Origin of the sequence: Alteromonas sp. S005, assembly GCF_036864475.1 — a bacterium.
Taxonomy (GTDB): domain Bacteria; phylum Pseudomonadota; class Gammaproteobacteria; order Enterobacterales; family Alteromonadaceae; genus Alteromonas.
Genome location: NZ_JAZETN010000004.1, coordinates 33,537 through 56,981 on the forward strand (window position 1 = coordinate 33,537; position 23,445 = coordinate 56,981).

General features: G+C 45.4%; 20 protein-coding genes and 1 tRNA gene. 4 read left to right on the forward strand and 17 right to left on the reverse strand.

From position 1 onward, the window contains the following. Positions 1 to 54 precede the first annotated feature (54 nt). The 17 genes from V7R55_RS06865 to mutY all read right to left on the reverse strand — a co-directional run bounded on the left by V7R55_RS06865 (position 55) and on the right by mutY (position 19,069). Complete coding sequence (locus V7R55_RS06865; protein WP_334058520.1) at positions 55 to 2,361, reverse strand: methyl-accepting chemotaxis protein; 2,307 nt, start codon at positions 2,359 to 2,361, stop codon at positions 55 to 57. 5 nt (positions 2,362 to 2,366) lie between these two features. Next, entirely contained in the window at positions 2,367 to 2,870 is a 504-nt protein-coding gene (locus tag V7R55_RS06870) for a chemotaxis protein CheW (RefSeq protein ID WP_334058521.1), read from the reverse strand. Beyond that, entirely contained in the window at positions 2,867 to 4,801 is a 1,935-nt protein-coding gene (locus tag V7R55_RS06875) for a chemotaxis protein CheA (protein WP_334058523.1), read from the reverse strand. Before V7R55_RS06875 ends, V7R55_RS06870 begins: the two co-directional genes overlap by 4 nt. Before the next feature lie 38 nt (positions 4,802 to 4,839). After that, positions 4,840 to 5,205, reverse strand: a complete 366-nt coding sequence (locus V7R55_RS06880) for a response regulator (protein ID WP_039217225.1) — start codon at positions 5,203 to 5,205, stop codon at positions 4,840 to 4,842. A gap of 65 nt (positions 5,206 to 5,270) precedes the next feature. Further along, the gene (locus tag V7R55_RS06885; protein WP_334058525.1) at positions 5,271 to 6,482 is read right to left on the reverse strand and encodes a methyl-accepting chemotaxis protein; all 1,212 of its coding nucleotides are present in this window, start codon (positions 6,480 to 6,482) and stop codon (positions 5,271 to 5,273) included. Positions 6,483 to 6,706: 224 nt separating this feature from the next. Next, positions 6,707 to 7,753 carry a protein-glutamate methylesterase/protein-glutamine glutaminase gene (locus tag V7R55_RS06890; RefSeq protein ID WP_334058526.1) on the reverse strand — a complete coding sequence of 349 codons (1,047 nt, stop codon included), beginning with the start codon at positions 7,751 to 7,753 and terminating at the stop codon, positions 6,707 to 6,709. Continuing rightward, complete coding sequence (gene cheD / locus V7R55_RS06895) at positions 7,728 to 8,357, reverse strand: chemoreceptor glutamine deamidase CheD (RefSeq protein ID WP_334058528.1); 630 nt, start codon at positions 8,355 to 8,357, stop codon at positions 7,728 to 7,730. The genes V7R55_RS06890 and cheD overlap by 26 nt, the downstream gene beginning before the upstream one ends. Positions 8,358 to 8,371: 14 nt before the next feature. Next, the gene (locus V7R55_RS06900) at positions 8,372 to 9,202 is read right to left on the reverse strand and encodes a CheR family methyltransferase (RefSeq protein WP_334058530.1); all 831 of its coding nucleotides are present in this window, start codon (positions 9,200 to 9,202) and stop codon (positions 8,372 to 8,374) included. Between the two features lie 3 nt (positions 9,203 to 9,205). Further along, entirely contained in the window at positions 9,206 to 11,758 is a 2,553-nt protein-coding gene (locus V7R55_RS06905; protein WP_438823582.1) for a methyl-accepting chemotaxis protein, read from the reverse strand. A gap of 402 nt (positions 11,759 to 12,160) precedes the next feature. Beyond that, positions 12,161 to 12,664, reverse strand: coding sequence for a chemotaxis protein CheW (locus V7R55_RS06910; RefSeq protein ID WP_334058534.1), 504 nt, complete (start codon positions 12,662 to 12,664; stop codon positions 12,161 to 12,163). Then, positions 12,661 to 14,751, reverse strand: a complete 2,091-nt coding sequence (locus tag V7R55_RS06915) for a chemotaxis protein CheW (protein WP_334058536.1) — start codon at positions 14,749 to 14,751, stop codon at positions 12,661 to 12,663. The genes V7R55_RS06910 and V7R55_RS06915 overlap by 4 nt, the downstream gene beginning before the upstream one ends. 38 nt (positions 14,752 to 14,789) lie before the next feature. Beyond that, a complete protein-coding gene (locus V7R55_RS06920) occupies positions 14,790 to 15,155 on the reverse strand; it encodes a response regulator (protein WP_334058538.1) in 366 nt (121 codons plus the stop codon). A gap of 57 nt (positions 15,156 to 15,212) precedes the next feature. Further along, positions 15,213 to 16,373 carry a methyl-accepting chemotaxis protein gene (locus tag V7R55_RS06925; RefSeq protein ID WP_438823583.1) on the reverse strand — a complete coding sequence of 387 codons (1,161 nt, stop codon included), beginning with the start codon at positions 16,371 to 16,373 and terminating at the stop codon, positions 15,213 to 15,215. Positions 16,374 to 16,986: 613 nt separating this feature from the next. Further along, positions 16,987 to 17,163, reverse strand: a complete 177-nt coding sequence (locus V7R55_RS06930; protein WP_334058541.1) for a DUF2986 domain-containing protein — start codon at positions 17,161 to 17,163, stop codon at positions 16,987 to 16,989. 279 nt (positions 17,164 to 17,442) lie between these two features. After that, a tRNA-Phe gene (locus V7R55_RS06935) sits at positions 17,443 to 17,518 on the reverse strand. 151 nt (positions 17,519 to 17,669) lie between these two features. Then, a complete protein-coding gene (locus V7R55_RS06940; protein WP_025256893.1) occupies positions 17,670 to 17,942 on the reverse strand; it encodes an oxidative damage protection protein in 273 nt (90 codons plus the stop codon). Between the two features lie 59 nt (positions 17,943 to 18,001). After that, entirely contained in the window at positions 18,002 to 19,069 is a 1,068-nt protein-coding gene (gene mutY / locus V7R55_RS06945) for an A/G-specific adenine glycosylase (RefSeq protein WP_334058544.1), read from the reverse strand. A 132-nt stretch (positions 19,070 to 19,201) separates the two neighbouring features. On the opposite strand from mutY, the gene V7R55_RS06950 reads away from it, so the two are divergent. From V7R55_RS06950 to glgA, 4 genes are all read left to right on the forward strand, one after another. Further along, entirely contained in the window at positions 19,202 to 19,906 is a 705-nt protein-coding gene (locus V7R55_RS06950) for an alpha/beta fold hydrolase (RefSeq protein WP_334058546.1), read from the forward strand. Positions 19,907 to 19,997: 91 nt separating this feature from the next. Further along, positions 19,998 to 20,717: a tRNA (guanosine(46)-N7)-methyltransferase TrmB gene (trmB, locus tag V7R55_RS06955; RefSeq protein WP_334058548.1), complete on the forward strand. Its 720-nt coding sequence runs from the start codon at positions 19,998 to 20,000 to the stop codon at positions 20,715 to 20,717. Continuing rightward, entirely contained in the window at positions 20,717 to 21,799 is a 1,083-nt protein-coding gene (locus V7R55_RS06960; protein WP_334058549.1) for a methyltransferase, read from the forward strand. Before trmB ends, V7R55_RS06960 begins: the two co-directional genes overlap by 1 nt. Positions 21,800 to 21,945: 146 nt before the next feature. Beyond that, entirely contained in the window at positions 21,946 to 23,370 is a 1,425-nt protein-coding gene (gene glgA / locus V7R55_RS06965; RefSeq protein ID WP_334058551.1) for a glycogen synthase GlgA, read from the forward strand. Positions 23,371 to 23,445: the final 75 nt, after the last annotated feature.

Sequence of the window (23,445 nt, forward strand, 5' to 3'; positions counted from 1 at the left end):
ACGTCAAGTAATAAAAAAGGCGAATTCCCTATTAAAGAATTCGCCTTTCGTTAACTAAAAAGACTCCCATTCATCGTTGTTTGGCACTTTCGGAGCTAACTTCTTATTTGTTTTTAGCATGGACACTGAAGCCACTTTTTTATCTGTTAATGCATGAGGCTTTTTTTGCGGTTTAGCTTCTTCAATAGAAGATTTATCGCCAATGTTAAATGTAGATACACGCTCAGATAAATTACCCGCCTGCTGTTGTAAACTTTCAGCGGCTGCCGCCGCTTCTTCTACCAGCGCCGCGTTTTGTTGCGTCATTTCATCCATCTGCACCACCGCCTTACTGACCTCCTCAATACCCGAAGCCTGCTCAGAGCTCGCCGCCGCAATTTCCGACATAATGTCGTTTACCCGTTTTATAGACGTCACCACCTCTTCCATTGTCTCTCCAGACTGATTGACGAGTTTATTGCCCCCATCAATTTTGTTCACTGAGTCTGAAATAAGCTCTTTGATCTCTTTTGCCGCTTCAGCAGAGCGTTGAGCAAGGCTTCGTACTTCTGATGCCACTACCGCAAAGCCACGGCCCTGCTCACCTGCTCGAGCCGCCTCTACAGCGGCGTTTAGCGCAAGAATGTTGGTTTGAAATGCAATGCCGTCGATAACTCCGATAATGTCTGAAATCTCTTGTGCCGACTCGTTAATTGACGACATTGTGTCGACGACCTGACGGATTAACTCGCCACCACGCGACGCAATGTCGCAACTTTGCGATGCTAAACTGTTGGCTTGTTCCGCATTTTCAGCGTTAAGTTTTACCGTACCGGTAAGCTCTTCCATGCTTGAAGCCGTTTCTTCAAGGCTTGACGCCTGCTGTTCAGTACGACTTGAAAGATCAGAGTTTCCTGTGGCTATTTCAGATGAAGCAGTATTAATGGTCTCTACCGCTTGGTAGATGGAGCCAATAGTGCCAGACATCTCGCAGACGAACTGATTTATAGCATCGCCCAATACTTGGAACTCACCTTCAAACTGTTCGTCCAGTTCAGCAGTTAAGTCACCACCGGATAAGCGAGTCATTACATCGCTAATTGAACCGATAATACGGCGCATATCGTCAATGAAGCGGTTGATTGATGTTCCGAGTTCTTTAAACTCGCCGTCGAACTCATGCTCAATGCGGCAATCTAGATTTCCTTGAACAAGCTCATTCATAGCCGTTTTGATATCGCTTATGGCTTGCTTTGTGGCCGTAATATCAATGGCATATTTTACTACACGGTGGGGTCTGCCGTTTTGGTCTAAAATGGGGTTGTAAGATGCTTGGATCCAAATTTCCTTACCGCCTTTGCCCACGCGCTTAAACTCATCAGTAAACAGTACGCCTTGGCGTAGCTGCTCCCAAAACTGGCTATATTCAACGCTGCGCTTGTACTCATCGTCTACAAACATGCTGTGATGTTTGCCAACAATTTCATCTAGGCTGTAGCCAACAGTGTTTGTGAAATTCTCGTTGGCGTTAAGAATTTTTCCTTCTAGGTCGAATTCAATAACCGCTTGAGCTTTGTTGATTGCTTCAATTTGCCCTTCGAAATACGCGTTTCGTAATTTAGATGCGGTAATGTCAGTGGCAAACTTGACTACGCGAATAACCTTACCGTCACCATCAAAAACTGGGTTATAGGTGGCTTGGATCCAAATTTCTTTGCCCATTTTGTTAAAGCGACAAAACTCTCCGCTTTGCGGCTTACCGTCTTTAAGGTCACGCCAAAATTGTGCGTACTCGTCACTGCGAATGTACTGATTGTCGCAGAACATTTTGTGGTGGTTGCCCACGATTTCATTAAGGCTATAGCCAAGCGCATTAAGAAAGTTGTCGTTGGCGTTTTGAATTATGCCGTCTGCATTAAACTCGATAACGGCCTGAGCGTCGTTCAATACGTTTAACATGGTGCTTTTAATGAGTAACTCAGACTGATCGACCCACTCAACCATAGTGCCGATATTTTTGTTGTCTTGGTCGAAAAAGGGCGTAAGCGTGAGTTTAAAGTTCAAATCGCCAATACTAATTGTAGAAGTCATTGTCGATTTTAATTCAGCAAGAATATTGCGCTGATGTGAAGGATTTCGATGAAATTGGTCGATGTTCTGACCTTCCAAATTATCAGCAGAAAAACTGGGAAGAACCGCCTGTAATTTCTTCTCGTTTTCTTTAAGCAGTGTTTTTACCGACTGATTAGCATAGATGATGTTTCTATCTGCATCGGCCATCATGATGCAACATGTTGTTGCATCGAGGGCCTGTTTATTTCTCAATGCTTGATTAACGTCTGTTGCCTTAGTGAAGTCTTCTAACCACGTCATGATTCCCATCGTTTTCAGCCCTCAATCACTTGTGTTTTTGTTTCAACTAAGCCCAATTCGTTACTTGTAATTAGGCTCTCAATATTCACTAAAATAACCATGTGCTCGTCCACATCCGCTAACCCATGAAGGTATTTGCTATCGAACGCCACACCAAACTCTGGAGGAGGAAGCATGTCTTCTTCCGAAAGACGGATTACGTCGGACACCCCGTCGACGACAATGCCAACAATTCGCTCGTGAACGTTTAGCATGATGACGATAGTAAAGTCGTTATAGGTGGCTTCGCCTACGTTGAACTTAATGCGCAAATCCACGATGGGCACAATATCGCCACGAAGATTAATTACACCTTTAATAAAGCTTGGTGCGTTAGCTATCTTGGTGACTTGCTCATAGCCGCGAATTTCTTTCACCGTCGTGATGTCTAAAGCGTAGTGTTCTTCGCCTAATACAAAACTTAAGAATTCATTCTCTTTCGACGCACTTACGGCTTGCTGCAGGGCTGCTTCGCTCATAGTGAAACCTCTTCATTCGGAATAGTGGTACAATTTGCCGCTACCGAGTCGGCATCCAAAATCATGGCTACCTTGCCATCCCCCATAATGGTGGCACCGGCAATCCCTGCGACCTTTTTGTAATGTTGCTCTAAGCTTTTAATCACGACCTGCTGCTGACCCACTAAAGAGTCCACCAGCACGCCATAGCGTTTCTTGCTACTTTCCAGAAGCACGACTATGCCTTTCGTTGGTTCAGTAATGCCGTCGTCCACCTGCATAAGTTGAGTAAGCGATACCAGCGGCCAGTACTGGTCTCTAATCCACAGCACCTTGTCATTACCAAGTGTCTTTACTTGGGAAGCCGTGGGCTGGAAGGATTCGATAACATTGAGCAGCGGAATAACAAAAATCTGGTCGCCGACCGACACGCACATGCCGTCTACAATGGCCAGTGTGAGCGGTAAGTGGATGTAAAACGCTGAGCCCTCGCCTTGCGACGACTCTATTTCAATGCGTCCGCCTATCGATTCTATGTTTCTGCGAACTACATCCATACCTACGCCTCGGCCGGATACATCGGTAACCTCAGCTGCGGTAGAAAAACCCGCTTGGAATATAAGCTGCCAAATTTCACTGTCTGGCATGTCGGGCGTAACTGCCAGTCCGTTTTGCGTGGCTTTCTCTAAAATGCGCGCTTTGTTTAAGCCTGCACCGTCATCAATAATACCGATGATGATGCTGCTGCCTTTCTGCTCTGCACTTAAAATTACCGTACCGTTTTCAGACTTACCCGCTTCAAGGCGCTTTTCAGGGCTTTCGATACCGTGGTCAATACTGTTTCTGACTAAATGAGTGAGCGGGTCGACCAGTTTTTCGATAAGGCTCTTATCAATTTCAGTGTTGCCCCCTTGAATGACCAAGTCGACTTTTTTGCCTAGCTTTGACGACAGGTCGCGCACTACTCGGGGGAAACGATTAAACGTCATATTCACCGGCAGCATACGCATGGACATGACCGATTCTTGAATTTCACGGGTATTGCGCTGTAACTCGTCGATAGCAAGCTGTAGTCTCTCTCCCACTTGCCCTTCAACTTCCTGGCCTACGTTGGAAAGCATGGATTGAGTAATAACGAGTTCGCCAACTAAATTAACCATGGCATCAATTTTTGTGGTGTCTACACGAATTGACGCGGCTTCTTTTGCCGCCGCTTTGGGCTTAGTTTTGACTGGCTTAACGATAGGTTGTTTAGGTGAGGCCTGTGTCGGCGTCGTTTGTGTTACATCTGATTTAACAGGAAGACTTTCTGGTTCGAAGAAGCCAAAGCCCTCATCGTTTTTGTGGGCTTCAGACTGTTTATCCGCTGCTACCTTATCATCTTCAAAGAAACCGAATCCCTCAATTTCCTCATCTTCTTTTTGATTTTGCGAAGTTTCAGAAGTGGTGCTTTGCGCTCCAGTCTCTTCATCATCAAAAAAGCCAAAACCTTCAATCTCGTTGTCCGAAGCACCTTCAATATCTTCGGTTTGCTCATTGGGCTCATTAACGACTTCACCTGAAGCACTCGCAAGCGTCTCTTCGAGTACCTTTATACTTGCGTCAATTTGTTCTTGAGGAAGTTCTGTCTGGTCTTTATATGCAGACATGGTGTCTTTTAGTACATCAAGGGTTTGCAGGAAAACATCAACGATTTCTGCCGTTACTTGAATTTCTTGGTTGCGCGCTTTGTCGAGCAAGTTTTCCATGACATGGGTAAGGTTCATTAATGCATCAAACCCGAAAATCCCGCTGCCACCTTTTATGGAATGTGCTGCCCTAAAGATACTGTTCAACTCTTCGGGGTCGGGAGCATCCACGTCCAAGGTCATGAGCAACTGCTCCATGTCTTGGAGGTGTTCATCACTCTCATCAAAAAACACACCGTGAAACTGGTTTACATCAATGGTCATGATTGACTCCCACTTACCCTATTAAAAACGACGCTCGATTAGCCCAACACTCGCTTCATCACATCTAGCAGCTTGTTTGGATCGAAAGGTTTTACCATCCACCCGGTGGCTCCCGCCGCCTTACCTTTAGCCTTCATGTCATCGCCAGCCTCTGTGGTAAGCATCACAATTGGCGTTGACCGGAAGTTGGCTAACCCTCTCAACGACTTAATAAGCGTTAGCCCATCCATGCGAGGCATGTTTTGATCAGTCAGTACGAAGTCGAAGCGAGCCCCCTGGCACTTGTCTAACGCATCTTGTCCATCCTGCGCCGTAGTTACGTTGTAATTGGCTGACTTGAGGGTCATTTCAACCATCTGACGAATAGACACTGAATCGTCAACAATCAATATACTTTTGCTCATAATTCAATCACCTTTTGAATTGTCAAAATTGCTCTTACTTTGCTTTATAGAGATTTTTGTTGTCGCTAAAACAGCTCCACATCGCCTGCATCCATAGAAGTAGCAGACACAGGGTTGTGATCCGCTTGCCCTTTTTCAGTCAAAGAGTGCTGATAGTTTTCTAGATTTTCCCGAACACGAGTTACGCTTTCCGGGGTCAGCTCTGAAAGTTGCTCAACAACGAACTCAATGATCTCTCGGGTGTATGTAAGGTTTTGGCCGTTAATATCGCCGAACTGAAGACCGCGAATGGCGGCGGCTGTGGAATCGGCAAGCTGTTGTCTAATGGCCTCAAGCTCACTGGCCCCCTCTATATCGGCTTCTGCTTTTTTGATAATGCCTTTAAGCTGAGCGCTGATGGCGTCTTTCGCATTGACCACATGAGAGATATCTTGAGAAGCGACTACTTCAGCCGTTTGTGTCAGTTTATCAATGAGCGATTTGATATTTTCTATTTGGGTCTTAATCACATCGCTGAACTGGGTTGAACGGGTGGATAGCGCACGGACCTCATCAGCAACGACGGCAAATCCACGACCAGCCTCACCTGCACGAGCAGCTTCGATGGCCGCGTTCAACGCGAGTAGGTTGGTTTGTGAAGAAATATCATCAATGCCGCTTAACGCTTCAATCACGGTGGGCATGGCTTGCTGAATAGTTTGAACTTGGGTTTCTAGCGCCCTTGTTGAATCGGTCATTTGGGTAGTTGAAGCGATAAATTGCGTGAGCGTTGCGTCGGTTTCTGACGCGAATGAACGCATCTTGTCGGCATAGGCACAGTCGCTATTGTCATCGTCTTTTAGTAAATTGTTTATGCTGCTCTCTTGCTGACCTAACAGCGTTTGAAGAGAGATAAAGGATTCGCTAAGCGTAGCCACTGCATCGCTTTGCGTTGAAAAGATGTCGCCAATATTCGTTGAAGTAACGGATAATATGTCACTTGCCTCAGACACGGCAGTACTGATTGAATCAGTCGCTAGCGAGGCCTCAGATAAAGATGGTTCTTGAGCAGCTGAATGGCTCACTCTGTAATCTGATGAAGCCTGACTTGCGTTTGTAACTTTCAGTAGTACGAACAACAAAAAAACTACACAGGCAGAGCTTAAAGCAAGGCCCAAATGCGATACTGACGTAAGGGATAAGCTCCAGCTTCCTAACATCATCAAAAACGCCACTATAAAGGCATTGCTCTTACTAGAGAAAAAGTTATCCAAATAATTTGCTGCTATAGCGACCACAACCCCACCTCAATTGTTACCGCCGCGTTAACGGCTGTACAAAACACGATCAAATTATGATCTAATTCTTATATTCGACCATTATACTTTTGAATACTTTTGTTAATTTATTACTTTGGTGACATTTGCGACATTCCACCAGATCAAGAAAATATGAGACTTGGGTAGAGAAGTTGGCAGAGAAATTATTAGAGCGTTAGTAGAAGCGCAGGTGTAAAAACACTTTAAAGCCGACTACCCGCCCCCATTGCTTCGAGGGTATCAAGTATAGCGTCTGAAATTTCTTCTAGGGGCTTTATGAAACTTGCGGCTTTCATTTCTACAGCGTTTTTAGGCATGCCGTATACAACACAGGTTTTTTCATCTTGGCAGAAAGTGACAGCGCCTTTAGTGTGCATATTTTTTAATCCTTTTGCCCCATCACGCCCCATTCCGGTAAGTAATACACCCACTGCGTTTGCACCAGCATGCTCAGCGAGTGAATCAAACATGACATCAACCGAGGGCTTGTGCCCCGACACTTTAGGGCCATCATCAAGGCTCAAGCGGTAATCTGCACCACTTCGCTCTACCTTCAAATGTTTATTGCCTGGCGCTAAATAAGCAAAGCCTGGCAATAGACGTTCACCACCCTGAGCCTCTCTTACCGTTATTTCACAAAGACTATCAAGCCGTTTGGCATAGGTGGTGGTATAGCCCGGAGGCATATGTAGGGAGATCACAGTTGCAGGAGCATTATGAGGGAAGTGCATAATGACATCCTTTATTGCTTCGGTGCCACCCGTTGACGCACCTATACCAATCAGCTTTTCCGTGCCGGTGTAACGCATGGAAGCATGCTTAGTACAGCGTGTTTGGGTTGGGTTACCAAGCGTAGAATGGGCGGCGGCTTTAATCTTTTCAACGATAACTGCAGCATATTCGGTCATGCCTTGAGCTACAGCTAGCTTTGGCTTTGCCATAAAGTCGACTGCCCCCAATTCTAGGGCGCGCAACGTTGCATCGGCACCTCGTTCAGTGAGCGTAGAAATCATTACCACTGGGGTTGGCATCGCCTTCATCATCACTTCTAAAAAACGAAGCCCGTCTACTTTTGGCATTTCGATGTCTAGGGTAATAACATCGGGCCTAAACTCTTGTACCATTCGCTTGGCTACGTAGGCATCGGGCGCAGCGCCTACCAATGATAATCCTGGCGCTTTTGCAACGATTTCTGACAAAATTTGTCGTATTAAGGCAGAGTCGTCAACGACGAGGACTTTTATAGGCATGTGGCTGTTCCGAAAATGAAATAACACCCGCTTTCGCCTGCTCAGAAAGTAATACACGATGTGCAGACTCTCTTTCGTAGAGCGTAGCATTATTGAACTCACGAATTCGCTTCATATAAACGCTTCCGTCGGCCGGAAAATAATAAATTTTGCGTGCATAGTTAGACATTAAGTCACTACTTATAAGAGGAATATTGGCATTATCTAAATACTCTAGAACAAACTCTGCATTTATTCGTCCAATATCTTGCTGTACAAACCCTGGTAGCACCTTTCCACCGCCAAATGCTTTAGCCACCAGCTTGCTACGTCGCGCGCCCAATTGCACAAGTTGATCTATTAGCATATTCATAGCATGAACACCGTATTTTGTGGCTAAGCAGGTGTCGAGGTTAGTAGTAAGATTGAGGTCGGGCAGCATAAAGTGATTCATGCCGCCAATTTTCTTTTCTTGATCAAAAATGCACGCCGCAACACACGAACCCAAAATGGTTACTAAAGCTTTGTCTGAGGCAGTTGCATAGTATTGCCCTGGTAGAAGTTTGATAGCTTCTTTCTGAAGACGATTATCAAAATAACGTATGGGGTTTTCATCCTGACTCACACTACACATTCCTTTTAAACGACTGGCCTATATATAGTTTTCCCCATGGATTCCACCAGTTCAGGATACATGGTGAAGTTTTCCGAGTGCCCTGCTACATACATGCCCTCACGACACATTAACTTGACCATACGCGCTAAAATTTTGCGCTGAGTAGGCCGGTCAAAATAAATCATTACGTTACGACAAAAAATTACGTCTATCGGCGCATCTACACACCAGCTTGGCGACATTAAATTGAGCGGTTCAAATTGCACCATTTTTCGTAGTTCGTCTACTACCCTTACCCTTCCGGTTTGGGGCCCTCTTCCTTTGTAAAAAAATTGGGTTTTATAATCGTGGGAAAGCTGGCTGATACTGTTTTGGGCATAAATGCCTTGGCGAGCTTTCTGCAATACTTTACTGTCGATATCTGTGGCGAGTATTTGAATGTTTGGCGTAAAGGTGCCATACACAGACGCAACCGTCATCGCTATGCTGTAGGGCTCTTCCCCTGTGCTGCTGGCTGCGCACCAAATACGTTTAGTTTGCGGCCGCTTTCGAAGGAAACCTGCTAGCGCCTCAAAGTGGTGCGGCTCTCTGAAAAACGCGGTGAGATTGGTGGTAAGCGCATTGATGAAGTGCTCCATTTCATCATCATTGCTTCCAACATAAGCTAAGTATTCTTTGAAGCTATTTATTTCGAGCGCGCGCAGCCGCCTCGCAAGGCGGCTATAAACCATCGCGTCTTTAGAGTCGGCTAGGTTAATACCAGCTTGTTTAAAAAGCAGACCCTTTACCCGCTCGAAATCTCTTCGGCTATATGAAAACTCCCGTTGCGCATCCGTGCTTTGTATGGCCGACATACACTAAAATGCCTCCCAATCCGACGCATCAGGCGCGGCTGGATTCAGCGCTTTAATTCGCTGCTTTGGCACTTCGCGCTCTTTGGGTACTGCATGACTGCCGTTTAAAGAGCGTACCTCAGAGGCCTGTTTGGCCTTTCGATTATTTCCTACTTTGAAAACCGATACCCTCTGAGCAAGCTCACCCGACTGCTGTCGCATACTGTCAGCAGCCGCCGCTGCCTGCTCTACTAATGCAGCATTTTGCTGGGTCATTTCGTCCATTTGAACTACCGCATTACTCACTTCCTGTATTCCGGTGGCTTGCTCAGATGATGCCGCAGCAATTTCAGACATAATGTCGTTAACACGCTTTATGGCAGTGACAATATTGGCCATGGTTTCACCAGATTTGTTCACCAATACATTTCCATCGCCAATCTTATCCACAGATGCCGATATTAACGCCTTAATATCTTTTGCCGCTTCGGCTGAACGCTGTGCCAACGTTCTTACTTCAGAGGCTACAACGGCAAACCCACGGCCTTGCTCTCCTGCCCTTGCAGCTTCTACAGCGGCATTTAGCGCAAGTATGTTGGTTTGGAAAGCAATGCCGTCGATAACACCGATGATGTCTGATATGCGCTGGGCAGAATCGTTAATTTCACCCATGGTATGCACCACCTGTTCAATGACCTTGCCGCCCTCAGACGCCACATCCGACGCTTGGCTGGCTAAACCTTTGGCTTGATCAGCGTTCTCTGCGTTTAACTTCACTGTTCCCGTTAACTCTTCCATTGCTGAGGCAGTTTCTTCTAAGCTAGAAGCCTGCTGCTCGGTACGACTAGACAGGTCGGCGTTACCCGTGGCTATTTCGTTTGAGGCAGTATCAATGGTTTCAACAGCAGTGTGAATTTTCACTATGGTGTCGCGAAGCTCATCAATAAAGTGATTGATGGATTCGCCCAGCACTTTGAAGTCTCCATCTAATGGCTCTTCTATTGTTTTCAGTAAGTCGCCATCTGATAAACTCGCCATAATAGATTTAATATTTTCTACTGCTAAGGTTCTACCCGTCACATCTGTGGCGTATTTCACAACTCTAAATGGCTTGCCGTTTTGGTCTAAGATAGGATTGTAAGAGGCTTGAATATAAACCGGTTTTCCCGATTTATCGAAACGCTCGTATTCACCGCTGGCATAAACGCCTTGGCGTAACTGTTCCCAAAATGCTGCGTATTCAGGGCTGTTTTTATACGCGGGGTCGACAAAAATACTGTGATGCTTGCCTTTTACTTCGTCAAGGGTATACCCCATCGCGGCTAAGAAATTGCTGTTCGCGTCTAAGATTACGCCTTCAAGGTCAAATTCAATGACAGCCTGAGACTTGCTAATGGCGTTTAATTGCCCCTCAAAGTAGGCATTTTTCAACTTATCTTCGGTAATGTTGGTAGCGTATTTTACTACCCTAAACGGTTTGCCATTCATGTCTGCTATTGGGTTATAGGAGGCTTGGATCCATACGCTCTTACCTGACTTGCTTATGCGCTTGAATTCTCCTGAAAAGAACTTGCCTGCTTTAAGTTCAGACCAAAAACGTTGGTATGACTCTGACTGCCGGGTTTCTTCATCCACAAATAATTGATGATGTTTACCTTTAATTTCGTCTAGGCGATAACCCATAGTGTTAAGAAAGTTATCGTTTGCGGTAATGATGTTGCCATCCACATCAAATTCGATTACCGCCTGCGATTTATCGATAGCGTTAATTTGCCCCTCAAAATACGCATTTTTTAATTTGTCTTGAGTTACATCGGTAGCAAACTTAACCACTTTAAATGGCTTACCGGTACTATCAAAAATGGGGTTATAAGATGCGCGTATCCATATTTCTTTGCCGCCTTTTGCAATGCGTTTATATTCTCCCTCGCTGTGCTCCCCGGCTTTTAAGCTTTGCCAAAAAGCGGCATAGTCTGCACTTAGCTTGTAGCTTGGGTCGACAAACATACTGTGATGCTGCCCTTTAATTTCAGACAAGCTATAGCCCATTGCGGTGAGGAAATTTTCATTGGCATTTAAAATGTTCCCCTCAAGATCAAACTCAATAACGGCCTGTGATTTATTAATGGCAGTGATTTGACCTTCGTAATCCGCATTCTTTTGTTTTTGCGCCGTAATATCAGAGGCAAACTTGATGATGTAATCTATCTCACCCTTTTCATCAAACACGGGATTGTAGGTTGCTTGGATCCACACCTCTTCGCCTTGCTTGTTTATTCTGCAAAACTCACCGCTGTGAACGTCACCGTTTTTTAGCTTCTGCCAAAACAATTTATACTCGTCGCTTTGTGCGTAATCACTGTCAACAAAAATACGATGGTGCTTTCCCACCACCTCGCTTTCGCTATAGCCCATGGCGGATAAAAAGTTATCATTGGCCGACAAGATTTCTCCATCTGTCGTAAACGATATCACCGCCTGGCTTCGCATAATGGCATCGACCATACCTTTATTGCGCTTGTTTTCCGTGTTGTCCTGCCACTGAGTGACGAAAAGCTGAGTACCGTTCTCGTCCATTGTAGTTGCAGCTGAACTTACACAAAAACTATGTTCAGCAAGGACAACATGCAGCTTGTCATCCCCTCTAGCATGTGTGAGCAAATAAGACGGATTGTCTGACGAATTAGAACCAATAGCGATTTCATCTATGTGCTTGCCAACTAGTGTAGATTCGCCCTCGTTGACAGAAAAGTCTTTGGGGTAGGCTTTTGCCATACGCAGGAATGCCGGTGTGCAATAGTAAATAGCCCCCGACTTGTCGATAACCAACAAGTTTGAGGCACTGGCCTTTAGAATATTCGACTTCAATAGCGCGTCGTGCTTCGCTATTTTTAACTCTTCGCCGTTAAGAAAATTAAATACGCCCATAACTAATAGTTCCCAATGTCAGGTGTTTCCGTTTAGTGAAGGACCTTGTAACTACGCGTCGTCTTTTACGCTTTCAGGTGCGACTAAACCCAGCTCCTCGCTGGTTACTAAGCTTTCTATGTTCACCAGAATGACCATGTTTTCATCTACATCAGCTAAGCCGTGTAGATACCTGCTGTCAAAAGCTACGCCAAACTCTGGTGGCGGAAGTACTTGCTCTTCAGACAAGCGAATAACATCGGATACACCATCTACCACGATGCCAACGATGCGCTCTTGAATATTCAGCATTATCACTATTGTGAAGTCGTTATATGTGGCCTCGCCTACGTTAAACTTAATGCGCAAGTCCACGATAGGAACGATGTCACCACGCAAATTAATCACGCCTTTTATGAAGGCTGGCGCATTCGCAATCTTAGTGACTTGTTCGTAACCTCTAATTTCTTTTACTGTGGTGATGTCCAAGGCGTAATGCTCATCGCCAAGCACAAAACTCAGGTACTCTTTGTCTTGTCCGCCGTTAACCGCTTGATGCAAGGCAGTTTCACTCATGAAAGTAACTCCTCTATTTGACTGGAGGTATACGTTGTAGCAATGGAGTCTGCATCGATAATAAGTGCGACTTTTCCGTCGCCCATAATGGTTGCTCCCGCTATTCCAGCCACCTTACGGTAATGCTCTTCTAAGCTTTTAATCACCACCTGCTGCTGACCGACGAGCGCATCTACCAAAACACCAAAGCGTTTTTTACTGCTTTCAAGCAACACCACAATGCCTTCTGTGGGAGAAAGCGCAGCCTCTTCTACTTCCATAAAGTCGTAAAGAGGGACTAAAGGCCAGTATTGATCTCGTATATAGAGAACGGTGTCGTTGCCCAAGGTCTTTAGTTGCTGCTTAGTCGGCTGGAAGGATTCAATAATGTTTAAAAGTGGGATCACGAAGATTTGCTTACCCACCGACACACACATGCCATCGACTATGGCCAGCGTAAGCGGCAAATGAATGAAGAAAGCTGAGCCTTCACCAGCGCTCGATTCAATATCGATACGTCCACCAATAGACTCGATATTGCGGCGCACAACATCCATACCTACACCTCTTCCCGACACATCGGTAATAGCTTCGGCTGTCGAAAAACCAGGTTGGAATATAAGCTGCCATACTTCAGAGTCAGGCATATCATCAGATACGGCAAGCCCGTTACTTCGCGCCTTATCCAAAATTTTGTCGCGGTGAAGACCACCACCATCATCAATAATGCTGATAATAATGCTGCCGCCTTTTTGCTCGGCACTCAGAATAACCGTGCCTTTCTCTGGCTTGCCAGCAGCGACGCGTTTGTCGGGCATTTCTATACCGTGGTCAATACTATTGCGCACGAGATGGGTAAGGGGGTCGACAATCTTTTCAATCAAACTTTTATCAATTTCTGTGCTGCCTCCCTGTAGCACCAGCTCTACCTGCTTACCTAACTTACCAGCCAAATCTCTTACTAAGCGCGGGAAACGATTAAAGGTTGCAGTTAGCGGGAGCATGCGCATAGACATCACTGATTCTTGAATTTCCCGGGTGTTTCGCTGCAGCTCATCAATAGCGAGCTGCAGCCGCTCACCAATTTGCCCTTCAACGTCTTGCCCAATCATAGACAGCATAGATTGGGTGATAACCAGTTCGCCCACTAAGTTAACCATTGCATCGATTTTAGTGGTATCTACACGTATAGAAGCCGATTCACGGGCTGTGCTTTTTTTCGCAGAAGGCTTAGGTTTGTTTTTAGCCGGTGCCTTCGAGGACGCAACACCACTTAATGATGCTTTATCATCATTTACCGAATCCCGCAGTGTTTTGGCGCTTTGGCTTTTGGGGCCAGTAGTTGTGTTTGCTGCAGTATTTATGTGGCGAGCCGAAGGTACGTCTTCGAAAAAGCCAAAGCCTTGGCTATCCTCTTCATCATCACTTTCAGCTTTAGCGGCATCCGATTTTTTCGTTTGAGGCTCAACAAGATTACTGTGGGTTTCTTCATCATCAAAGAATCCAAAACCTTCGTCAGCTTGTGATGACGATTCGGTAGTTTCGCTAGATTGATTGTGAACAGGCTCTTCATCGAAAAAGCCAAAACCATTGTCAGTAGCCGAACTCGCCTCAGAAGGCTCATCATCAAAGAAGCCAAAGCCGTCATCCTCAATACTTTCGGCTTGTGTATTTGAACTTATCTCTTCGGACGCTCCATTCGGCGTAAATTCAGCACTCTGCCCATTGAGAGCATCGTTAAGTATTTTGATGCGCTCATCAATACTTTCTTGTGGAACGGAGGTCTCGTCTCGATAGGCATTTAGCGTGTCTTTTAAAACGTCGAGGGTTTCTAACAGCACGTTGACAATGTCAGCCGTTACACTGAGCTCATTGTTTCGTGCTTTATCTAACAAGTTCTCCATCACGTGCGTTAAATTCATCAACGCGTCAAAGCCGAAAATACCGCTACCACCTTTAATAGAGTGGGCAGCGCGAAAAATACTATTGAGTTCTTCAGGATCAGGGGACTCGACGTCCAGACTCATCAATAGCTGTTCCATATCGTCGAGGTGCTCGTCACTCTCGTCGAAAAATACGCTATGGAACTGTTCAATATCGATGCTCATTCTGAATCCTTCCAGACTTAAAGTATGAGAAGTTGGGCTTAACCTAAGACACGCTTAGTGACATCAAGCAGTTTGTTTGGATCAAAAGGTTTTACCATCCAGCCAGTTGCTCCCGCAGCTTTACCTTTCGCTTTCATATCGTCGCCCGCTTCTGTGGTAAGCATGACAATTGGAGTTCTGCTGTAGGCCCCTAACCCGCGCAAGTTTTTAATAAGTGTAAGGCCATCCATGCGAGGCATGTTTTGATCAGTGAGAACGAAGTTAAATTGCTGACTCTTACATTTGTCCAGCGCTTCTTGACCGTCTTGGGCTGTGGTGACGGTATAACCTGCGCCTTTTAGCGTCATCTCAACCATTTGACGAATCGACACCGAATCGTCGACAACTAAAATGTGTTTGCTCATATGCCCACTTCTCCAAAGTATGTCATTACTGACGGTGCTTCCTGTTCCTTTCTTAGCTTAGAACAATTCAACTTCTCCAGCGTCCATAGACGTGGCAGACACTGGGTTGTGATCATTTTTACCTTTCGCTGCGATCCCTTTTTGGTACTCGTTTAATGCGTTGATGAAACTGTCGATATTGTTAGCATTCAATGTCGCCAATTGCTCCAAAATGAACGTGATCATATCTTGGGTATACTGAATATGCTGGCCATTGATATCACCAAATTGCATTCCTCTGATGGCCGCATTTATCGACTCGTCCAGCTGTGACCCTATATCTTCAATTTGTTTTGTAGTGACAAGATCTGCCTCTGCTTTTTTGATGATTTCGGCCAGCTGCTCGCTAATATGAGTCTTGGCATTAACCACTTGCGAAATATCTTGCGAGGCTACAAATTCTGCAGTGTCAGTGAGCTTATCTACCAAACTGCGAATGTTCTCAACTTGGGTTTTAATTACATCGCTAAACTGAGTAGAGCGAGTTGATAGTGCCCGCACCTCATCGGCCACAACCGCAAAACCCCGACCAGCCTCGCCCGCTCTAGCAGCTTCAATTGCAGCGTTTAGCGCCAATAAGTTAGTTTGCGCAGCTATGTCATCAATACCGCTAAGTGCGTCAATAACCGTCGGCATGGCTTGTTGAATAGTTTGCACCTGCTCCATAAGATGCTTGGTCGATGAAGACATTTGTTCGGTGGAATCGATAAATTGGGTAAGGGTTCCGTCGGTTTCTTGCGCAAAGGTGCGCATTCGTTCGGAATAGGACTGTGTTTGCGTAGCATCAACGCTAAGTAACGCGTCAATACATTGTGTTTGCTGTGCTACCAGTGCCTTTAGACTACTAAAAGCATGTGACAAGGTTTCAACCGCGTCATCTTGAGTGGACTTAATAGAGGATAAGTTGGTATCACATGTGCTCAATGAATGGGAGAGCTCTTCGCTCGCTTTTTTGATGTCAGCGCTACCCGCTGATTCGCCCTGCGCCAGACTTTCATAATTGGGATAAATCTCGTCGACCTCATCCGAGCTTTGTGAAAAGACAAATACGCTAAAGACAACCACGCCTGTAAGTACCGCAAGCGCGGTGAGCGCTGATACAAAAAAGAATAAAGTCCAAGAAGCTGCTATGCCAACTCCACAAAGTACATATATGCTCTTCAAAGCCCCATTTTGCATTGAAGGTAAGTTATTAAGCGACAAAAAAACTCTCCTTGAAAAAACACTGTGACTTGAAATCGACAGCACTGATTCATGCTTGTGCACGTTACTTTGTTTGAGAAATACAGCGTGCGGTGCACTAATAACAAATGCCGAAAGGCGCCATTGTTTAGCGCAAAGAAAACATAAAGTTGCTAGGCATAACAGGTAACAGCGTTATGTTCAGCCGGCTTTACTCACATTAGGTAAGCGTAGTACCCATTTCGAAAAGTAGGCAAGAACATGCATAAGTTTTTTATTAAAAAAGCGTTTTAGCCGCTATTTGCGTCTAACATCCAAATAAATATTATTAGCAAATTACCGAATTGACATGCACACAGCATTAGCCGAAATCTCTAGGCTTGTTGTCCCGTGATGGTGATGGTGATGGTGATGGTGATGCGACCTTCCATGCGCATGATGTAAAGCATGACTATGTAAACTTCTAAACATAGCCAGCTTGATTACAAGCTGGCTATGTTGTTTTTTTTTGTTTTCGCAATTCGAAATTACACATTGCGGCTAGGCAGACCAAAATGCTCCCCCCTGTTTTACCTGGGAAACTTCGCCACCAAGCTTGACCGCAATTTTGTCAGTCGACTGGTTTAGTGCTTTTTTCGGTCACTGACAATTCATCGTGCTCTTGTTCTGCTAGTTTTGCCCGTTCCGCTTTAGAGATATAGGTTGGCTTATTGCTTTTATGAAGTTTAGCTTTGGCTTTTTTATCTTTTTTCTTAAGTTTAGTGAAAATTTTCTTACGACGATTCATGCCCAACACTCTTAACTAGTTTCGCATATTGTTCGCATTATACGATGTTCACCGCTAAAGCAGCCATATGTCTTTTCGCGAGCACAAATTTCAAAACAAAGGAAAGAGGTTTGGGATCAAGAAAGCCCCGCATTTGCATGCAGGGCTCTCTGAATAATGGTGCCTCGACCCGGGATTGTAACGCGCGGCGCAGCCGCAGGGGCACGTTAGCGTGTGCCTGGTTCTTCAACCGTCGGGATCAAAAAAGCCCCGCACTTGCATGCAGGGCTCTCTGAAAGATGGTGCCTCGACCCGGGATCGAACCAGGGACACGCGGATTTTCAATCCGCTGCTCTACCAACTGAGCTATCGAGGCTGAAACTTGTTAGCGTTCTAGGCGTTTACCGTCTGTCCTGCTGTGGGTGCGTATTAAACGGTTTTCGCCTTCACAAGTCAACCGTTTTTCTCGCTTTTTTTGCGCTTTTATTACTGTTTGCACATTGTTTGCTCAAAAAACGCTTTTTTGCTTATTTTTCAGGCGGAACATAGCCCTCAATCGTAGGTTCTACATCGTCAAACAAGTATGCCGACATTTTTTCTTCTAAAAATGAGCGAGCATTCGGCTCCATCATATTTAACTTATGTTCGTTAATCAGCATGGTCTGTTTCTTTTGCCATTCAGCCCATGCTTCTTTAGAAATGTTGTCGAAAATACGCTTACCCAATTCGCCGGGGTAAAGTTGGAAATCTAAGCCGTCAGCTTCTTTCTGAAGTTTGCGACAAAATACCGTTCTTGCCATGTTATTTCCTTTCGTTCGCTATCTACTTAGCAATAAATAATACATTGGGCTTAGAAAGCCTAACGCATTAACTGCTGAATAATCTTGGTTGTAGGTGCCGCTAAACCAACTTCAATAGGCTCGTTCAACGAAAACCAGCGATATGCCGTTTCGGCTACGCGCTTTGTTGGAGCAGAGTTTACCACGGCCACTACCGGGGTGATATCTAAATGAAAATGACTAAAGGTATGGCGGAAACCTTCGAGCGTTCGGGTTTCCTCAACATTGATTCCCCGTTTATTAAACTGCTCAAGTCCCTCTTCTATCGAGGGTACTTCGATAAAACCGTACAAACCGCCCCAGAGGCCTGTTGAGGGGCGCTGCTCTAAATACACTTGACTATTGAACTGTGCCACCATCATATAGGTGGACTTCTCGGGCAGCGCCTTTTTCGGCTTTTTGCCCGGGTACTCGGTTTGCGCACCTTGGGCATAGGCTATACAGTCGGGCTGAAGTGGACACTCATCACACTTCGGTTTGCTTCGCGTACATATCATCGCGCCCAAATCCATCATCACCTGGGTATAGTTGGCGCAACGTCCACCTTCTGAGTTGGTAGGCGTGTTTTTCTCGGCCACCTCCCAAAGTTGGTTTTCCACTTTTTTCTGCCCCGGCCACCCGCTTATCGCATAGTAACGCGCCAGCACACGCTTCACATTGCCATCTAAAATAGCAAAGCGCATATTGCGAGATAGGGAAAGTATCGCCCCAGCAGTAGAGCGCCCTATACCGGGCAAATCCACGACTTCTTCAAGAGAATAGGGAAACTCTCCGTTGTATTTGTCTACCAACATATTGGCAGCTTTATGGAGGTTCCTGGCTCTCGCGTAGTAGCCTAGCCCCGTCCAATGATGAAGCACGTCGTCTTGAGATGCCTTTGCCAAATCATGTACGGTGGGAAATGATGCCATAAAACGTTCAAAGTAAGGTATTACCGTGGTAACTTGGGTTTGCTGCAGCATAATTTCCGACACCCATACTTTATAAGGCGTCACGTCTTGCTGCCAGGGCAAATGCTTTCGCCCGTGTTTATCAAACCATGCGAGCACTCGCTCAGAAAAGCCACTGGTATATTGTTGTTCTGTCATAATTGTCTGTATGGGTATGTGCTAAATAATCGTTTTTCATTAATGCGTGGCCGCTTTCTGCATAGCAGACCATTTATTAAAAGGCGCGCTATGGTAGCATGTAACCAGCCAGTTTATTGTTAAGGAGCACACGTGTCTGTGCAGCACCCTGTTTTATTTTTCCCCGGTACGCTTTGCGACGAACGCGTGTTTTTGCCGCTTTGGCGAACCTTGCATATTGCGCAACGTCGCTATGTGCCACTTCAATGGGCAGCATCGCTAGAGGAAATGCTGGCACTAAGTGAAGATCGCATTCTAGATGACGAAAAAGTGCACCTTGTGGGTTACTCCATGGGCGGATTTATAGCTGCGTTAGTGGCACAGCGCAATCCCGCCAATATAGCCTCGGTTACGTTAATCGGCTACAACCCAGAAGGCTTATCAAAAGAAGAAATTGCCAAGCGTAAGCAGTTGACTTCTATGCTTAGGCAAGGACACTTCAAGCCCGATAACGATGCGTACCTTTCGCGGTTTATTCACCCTTCACGTTTGAATGATGAAGATGTGGCTGGCGTTGTAAAATCAATGGCACAAGATTTAGGAAAAACCACACTACTTAACCACACACTCGCCACAACGCCTCGAGAGAGTACCGTAAAATCACTTGCAAAGATCAATGCGCCTGTATCCTTTATCACCGCCCAACACGACGCGATTGCTCCAGCAGAAGCAATAAAGCAACTTAAAAGCGTGTTGCCTAAAGCAGGGTTCCATACCATTAGTGATGCCGGGCATATGCTAGTACTTGAGCAAACTGACGCCGTGGCATCTATTATTGCAAAACAAATTGGCGTATAAAATTACAGCATTTTTACCACGATAGCGTTGCATAAGCCGTAGGTAAGTGGATAATGCGCCACCAGAAAATTGGGTAAGAAAGGCATTGCAAATGAGGCAATTCAAAAGTCAGGCGGAAGCAGAAGCCGCTGGAGTATACGTAAGCAAGGTAAAAAGCTTCGTTAAACGCGAAGGTAGACTTACTAAAGCACAAGAAAAGGCGCTGGAAGATCACTGGCCAACCAAGGGCATTGACTATATTGATGCCCCCTTGTCGTTACCAGAGTTGTTTGGCCGAAACGTAGATGTGGTTGTGGAAATTGGCTTTGGCATGGGTAAGTCTTTAGTTGAAATGGCAGCGAACGCACCTGAGAAGGATTTTATTGGCATTGAAGTGCATCGCCCTGGTGTTGGCGCATGCTTATCTGATGCTAATGAGCAAGGCGTTGAAAATTTGCGTGTTATGGAGCATGACGCGGTAGAAGTGCTTAAGAATATGATTCCAGATGGTTCACTGTCTCGCCTGCAGTTGTTTTTCCCAGATCCTTGGCATAAAAAGCGTCACCATAAGCGCCGTATCGTACAGCCAGAATTTGTTGAATTAGTTCGCACTAAATTAGCTATTGGCGGATGCTTTCATATGGCGACCGACTGGGAACAGTATGCTGAGCATATGTTAGAGGTCATGACCCAAGCTGAGGGCTACACTAATACTGCAACCGATGGCGACTATGTACCTCGTCCGGACTATCGTCCAATCACCAAATTTGAAACTCGCGGCCAAAAACTCGGCCATGGTGTGTGGGATCTAATTTTCGAGCGTACTAAGTAATGATTCTATCTCCTCAAAGCCAGCTGTTAGAACGTAATATCGCGCTTTTCGATGAAGGCCAGTGGGCATTTATTAACCCTGCTGACGCGTATTTCCTAGACGGTCTTAAATCGCATAACGTAACGGTTCTTCACCAGTATTTCGACATTTTTTCGGAATGCGTGCGCGTGATTCCCTCTGTATCGTTCGATAGCAGAGACATTACACATACAGGCTTTGAGGTGACGCAAAAGGTTGGCAATCATACCCATATTTTTGCGCCTTTCTTGGCTTTAGAAAAATCTCACACTGACGTGATGATTTTCTTACCTAAAGCAAAAACCCATTTTCAGATGTTACTGCGAATGGCCGCAAGCATGGTTGGCCAAAATGGTCATATCCATGTGGTTGGTGAAAACAAAGGTGGCATTAAAAGTGCCGCTAAGTTGATGCAGCAATATGGCCCTACGCAAAAAGTTGATTCGGCGCGTCACTGCAGCCTTATTACCGTAATGGTAGAAGAGCCCCATCTTGCCTTTGAACCCGATGCTTGGCTTGACATGAATACCTACCAAGTTGAAGGTACCACTTGGCAAGTTGCCTCCATGCCTGGCGTTTTTAGTTATAAAGAACTGGATGCGGGAACAGAGTTACTGCTAGAAAAACTTGCGACCTCCCTGAGCGGTGAAATTTTGGATTTCGCATGTGGTGCGGGTGTGATTGCTAGTTACATCATGCTGAAATATCCACATTTAAAGCTACACCTTACCGATGTGAGTGCACTTGCCGTTTACTGTAGCGCAATTACCCTTGCAGAAAATGGATTATCAGCAACACTTTACGCTGCCGATGGTTTGCACGGTTTTACCCAAAAAGTACAGCATATTGTCACCAACCCACCGTTTCACACCGGCATCAAAACTGACTACACCATCACTAAGCGATTTATCTCAGATGCAAAGGCAACATTAAGCCGTGGTGGCACTATGCAAATGGTAGCAAACCGATTTTTGCCCTACCCAGGTTTGCTCGCTGAGCACTTCCAAACAGTTTATACCACAGCACAAACATCGCAATTTTCCGTTTATCAGGCAGCTTTGTAATTAAAAAAGCCGTGAGCTTGTGCTAACTTAACTCATCTACCTGTTGCTTATGCCATTGTGGATACTTCACAATGGCACTCAGCGCTTTCCATATACTCTATTGAAGCATGACGAGTGCACTACGTGTACGCTCTGGGAGATTAACTGTGAATATTGTATTTGCTATTTCAGAAGTTGAAGAGTTAGTTAAAACTGGCGGACTTGCTGACGTTGGCAAAGCGCTTCCTCTCGCACTACATAGTTTAGGCGAAAACATCACCATAATAATGCCGTATTACCAAGTACTGGCAGAGCAATTGAATCTACCCACGGTAACCGAGCAACAAACCCTGTTTACTGAAGGGCATGTCTACCATTTCGATATTCGCTATATGCAATGGCACGGCATTCCAATTTACTTTGTAGACGCGCCTGACTACTTTATGCGTGCGGGGCTATATGCCAATGCCTTTGAAGCGTATGAAGATAATGGCGAGCGCTTTAGTTTATTCAGCGGCGCTGTTCTTCAAACATTAAAAGCGATTGATAAAAAGCCGGATATTATTCACTGCCACGATTGGCACACGGCTATGCTTCCGTTTTTACTTACTCATGACAAATCTGGGTATTTCGATGGCACAAAAACAATATTTACTATTCACAATGCCGCGTTCCAGGGCGTACACAAACTAGAAACCATCCCGTTTCTTCGGCATCACCCTAACATTTTGGCGCAAGTACACGGTGGCTACATCAACATGTTGCAAAGTGGTATTGAGTATGCCTCGAAAGTGACGACAGTGAGCCCAAACTACGCAAGGGAACTGCTTACCGACTTAGGTAGTCACGGGCTTCACGAACGCCTTGTAAACCGTCAGGCTGATTTAAGCGGCATTCTTAACGGGTGTGATTATACGCAGTGGAACCCAGAAACAGATACGTTTCTACCAGAGCATTACAGCGTAGAGAACCTTCACCCAAAAACTACCTGTAAGCGAGTGTTGCAAGAAAAGTCAGGGCTGCCTGAGAATGGCAATATTCCGCTTATCGGAATGGTATGCCGCCTAACAGAACAAAAAGGCTTTGGATATATACTGCCCATTTTAGACGACCTAATTAAGCATAATATCCAAATAGTTATTGTAGGCACTGGCGATCCTAAAGTGTGTATGGACTTGGGTGAATTTGCCCAACAACATCCTGAAAAATTCGCATTTATTAACGGGTTTAGTTCAGAGCATGCACACCTTGTAGAAGCGGGCGCCGACTTTTTTCTTATGCCTTCGCAATTTGAGCCATGCGGATTAAACCAAATGTACAGCCTGGCCTACGGCACTATCCCTATTGTGCGCTCCGTAGGAGGGCTTAAAGATACGGTCATCGACTATAGCAACGATAGTGAAGGTACCGGGTTTGTGTTCGATGAACCTACGCCTCATGCTTTGTTAGCTTGTATTCGACGTGCTCTACTGGCTTTCTATGAAGATACGGGCAAATTCAGAGCGATGCAGCAACGAGGAATGCGAACTAGGTTTACATGGGAAGCGGCCGCTGAAAGTTACCATCAGCTATATTTATCTGCGGTTAACTAGGCGTTAATTTTGTGGTGTTTTTTCGTACGTGAACAGTTTTTTGTTCCTATTATTCATCATATTTAGTAGCACTAG

Coding starts and splice junctions, on each gene's coding strand:
- V7R55_RS06865 (WP_334058520.1), bottom strand. CDS start 2,361: ATGGGAATCATGACGTGGTTAGAAGACTTCACTAAGGCAACAGACGTT.
- V7R55_RS06870 (WP_334058521.1), bottom strand. CDS start 2,870: ATGAGCGAAGCAGCCCTGCAGCAAGCCGTAAGTGCGTCGAAAGAGAAT.
- V7R55_RS06875 (WP_334058523.1), bottom strand. CDS start 4,801: ATGACCATTGATGTAAACCAGTTTCACGGTGTGTTTTTTGATGAGAGT.
- V7R55_RS06880 (WP_039217225.1), bottom strand. CDS start 5,205: ATGAGCAAAAGTATATTGATTGTTGACGATTCAGTGTCTATTCGTCAG.
- V7R55_RS06890 (WP_334058526.1), bottom strand. CDS start 7,753: ATGCCTATAAAAGTCCTCGTCGTTGACGACTCTGCCTTAATACGACAA.
- V7R55_RS06900 (WP_334058530.1), bottom strand. CDS start 9,202: ATGTCGGCCATACAAAGCACGGATGCGCAACGGGAGTTTTCATATAGC.
- V7R55_RS06905 (WP_438823582.1), bottom strand. CDS start 11,758: ATGGACGAGAACGGTACTCAGCTTTTCGTCACTCAGTGGCAGGACAAC.
- V7R55_RS06910 (WP_334058534.1), bottom strand. CDS start 12,664: ATGAGTGAAACTGCCTTGCATCAAGCGGTTAACGGCGGACAAGACAAA.
- V7R55_RS06915 (WP_334058536.1), bottom strand. CDS start 14,751: ATGAGCATCGATATTGAACAGTTCCATAGCGTATTTTTCGACGAGAGT.
- V7R55_RS06920 (WP_334058538.1), bottom strand. CDS start 15,155: ATGAGCAAACACATTTTAGTTGTCGACGATTCGGTGTCGATTCGTCAA.
- V7R55_RS06925 (WP_438823583.1), bottom strand. CDS start 16,373: ATGCAAAATGGGGCTTTGAAGAGCATATATGTACTTTGTGGAGTTGGC.
- V7R55_RS06930 (WP_334058541.1), bottom strand. CDS start 17,163: ATGAATCGTCGTAAGAAAATTTTCACTAAACTTAAGAAAAAAGATAAA.
- V7R55_RS06940 (WP_025256893.1), bottom strand. CDS start 17,942: ATGGCAAGAACGGTATTTTGTCGCAAACTTCAGAAAGAAGCTGACGGC.
- mutY (WP_334058544.1), bottom strand. CDS start 19,069: ATGACAGAACAACAATATACCAGTGGCTTTTCTGAGCGAGTGCTCGCA.
- trmB (WP_334058548.1), top strand. CDS start 19,998: ATGAGGCAATTCAAAAGTCAGGCGGAAGCAGAAGCCGCTGGAGTATAC.
- V7R55_RS06960 (WP_334058549.1), top strand. CDS start 20,717: ATGATTCTATCTCCTCAAAGCCAGCTGTTAGAACGTAATATCGCGCTT.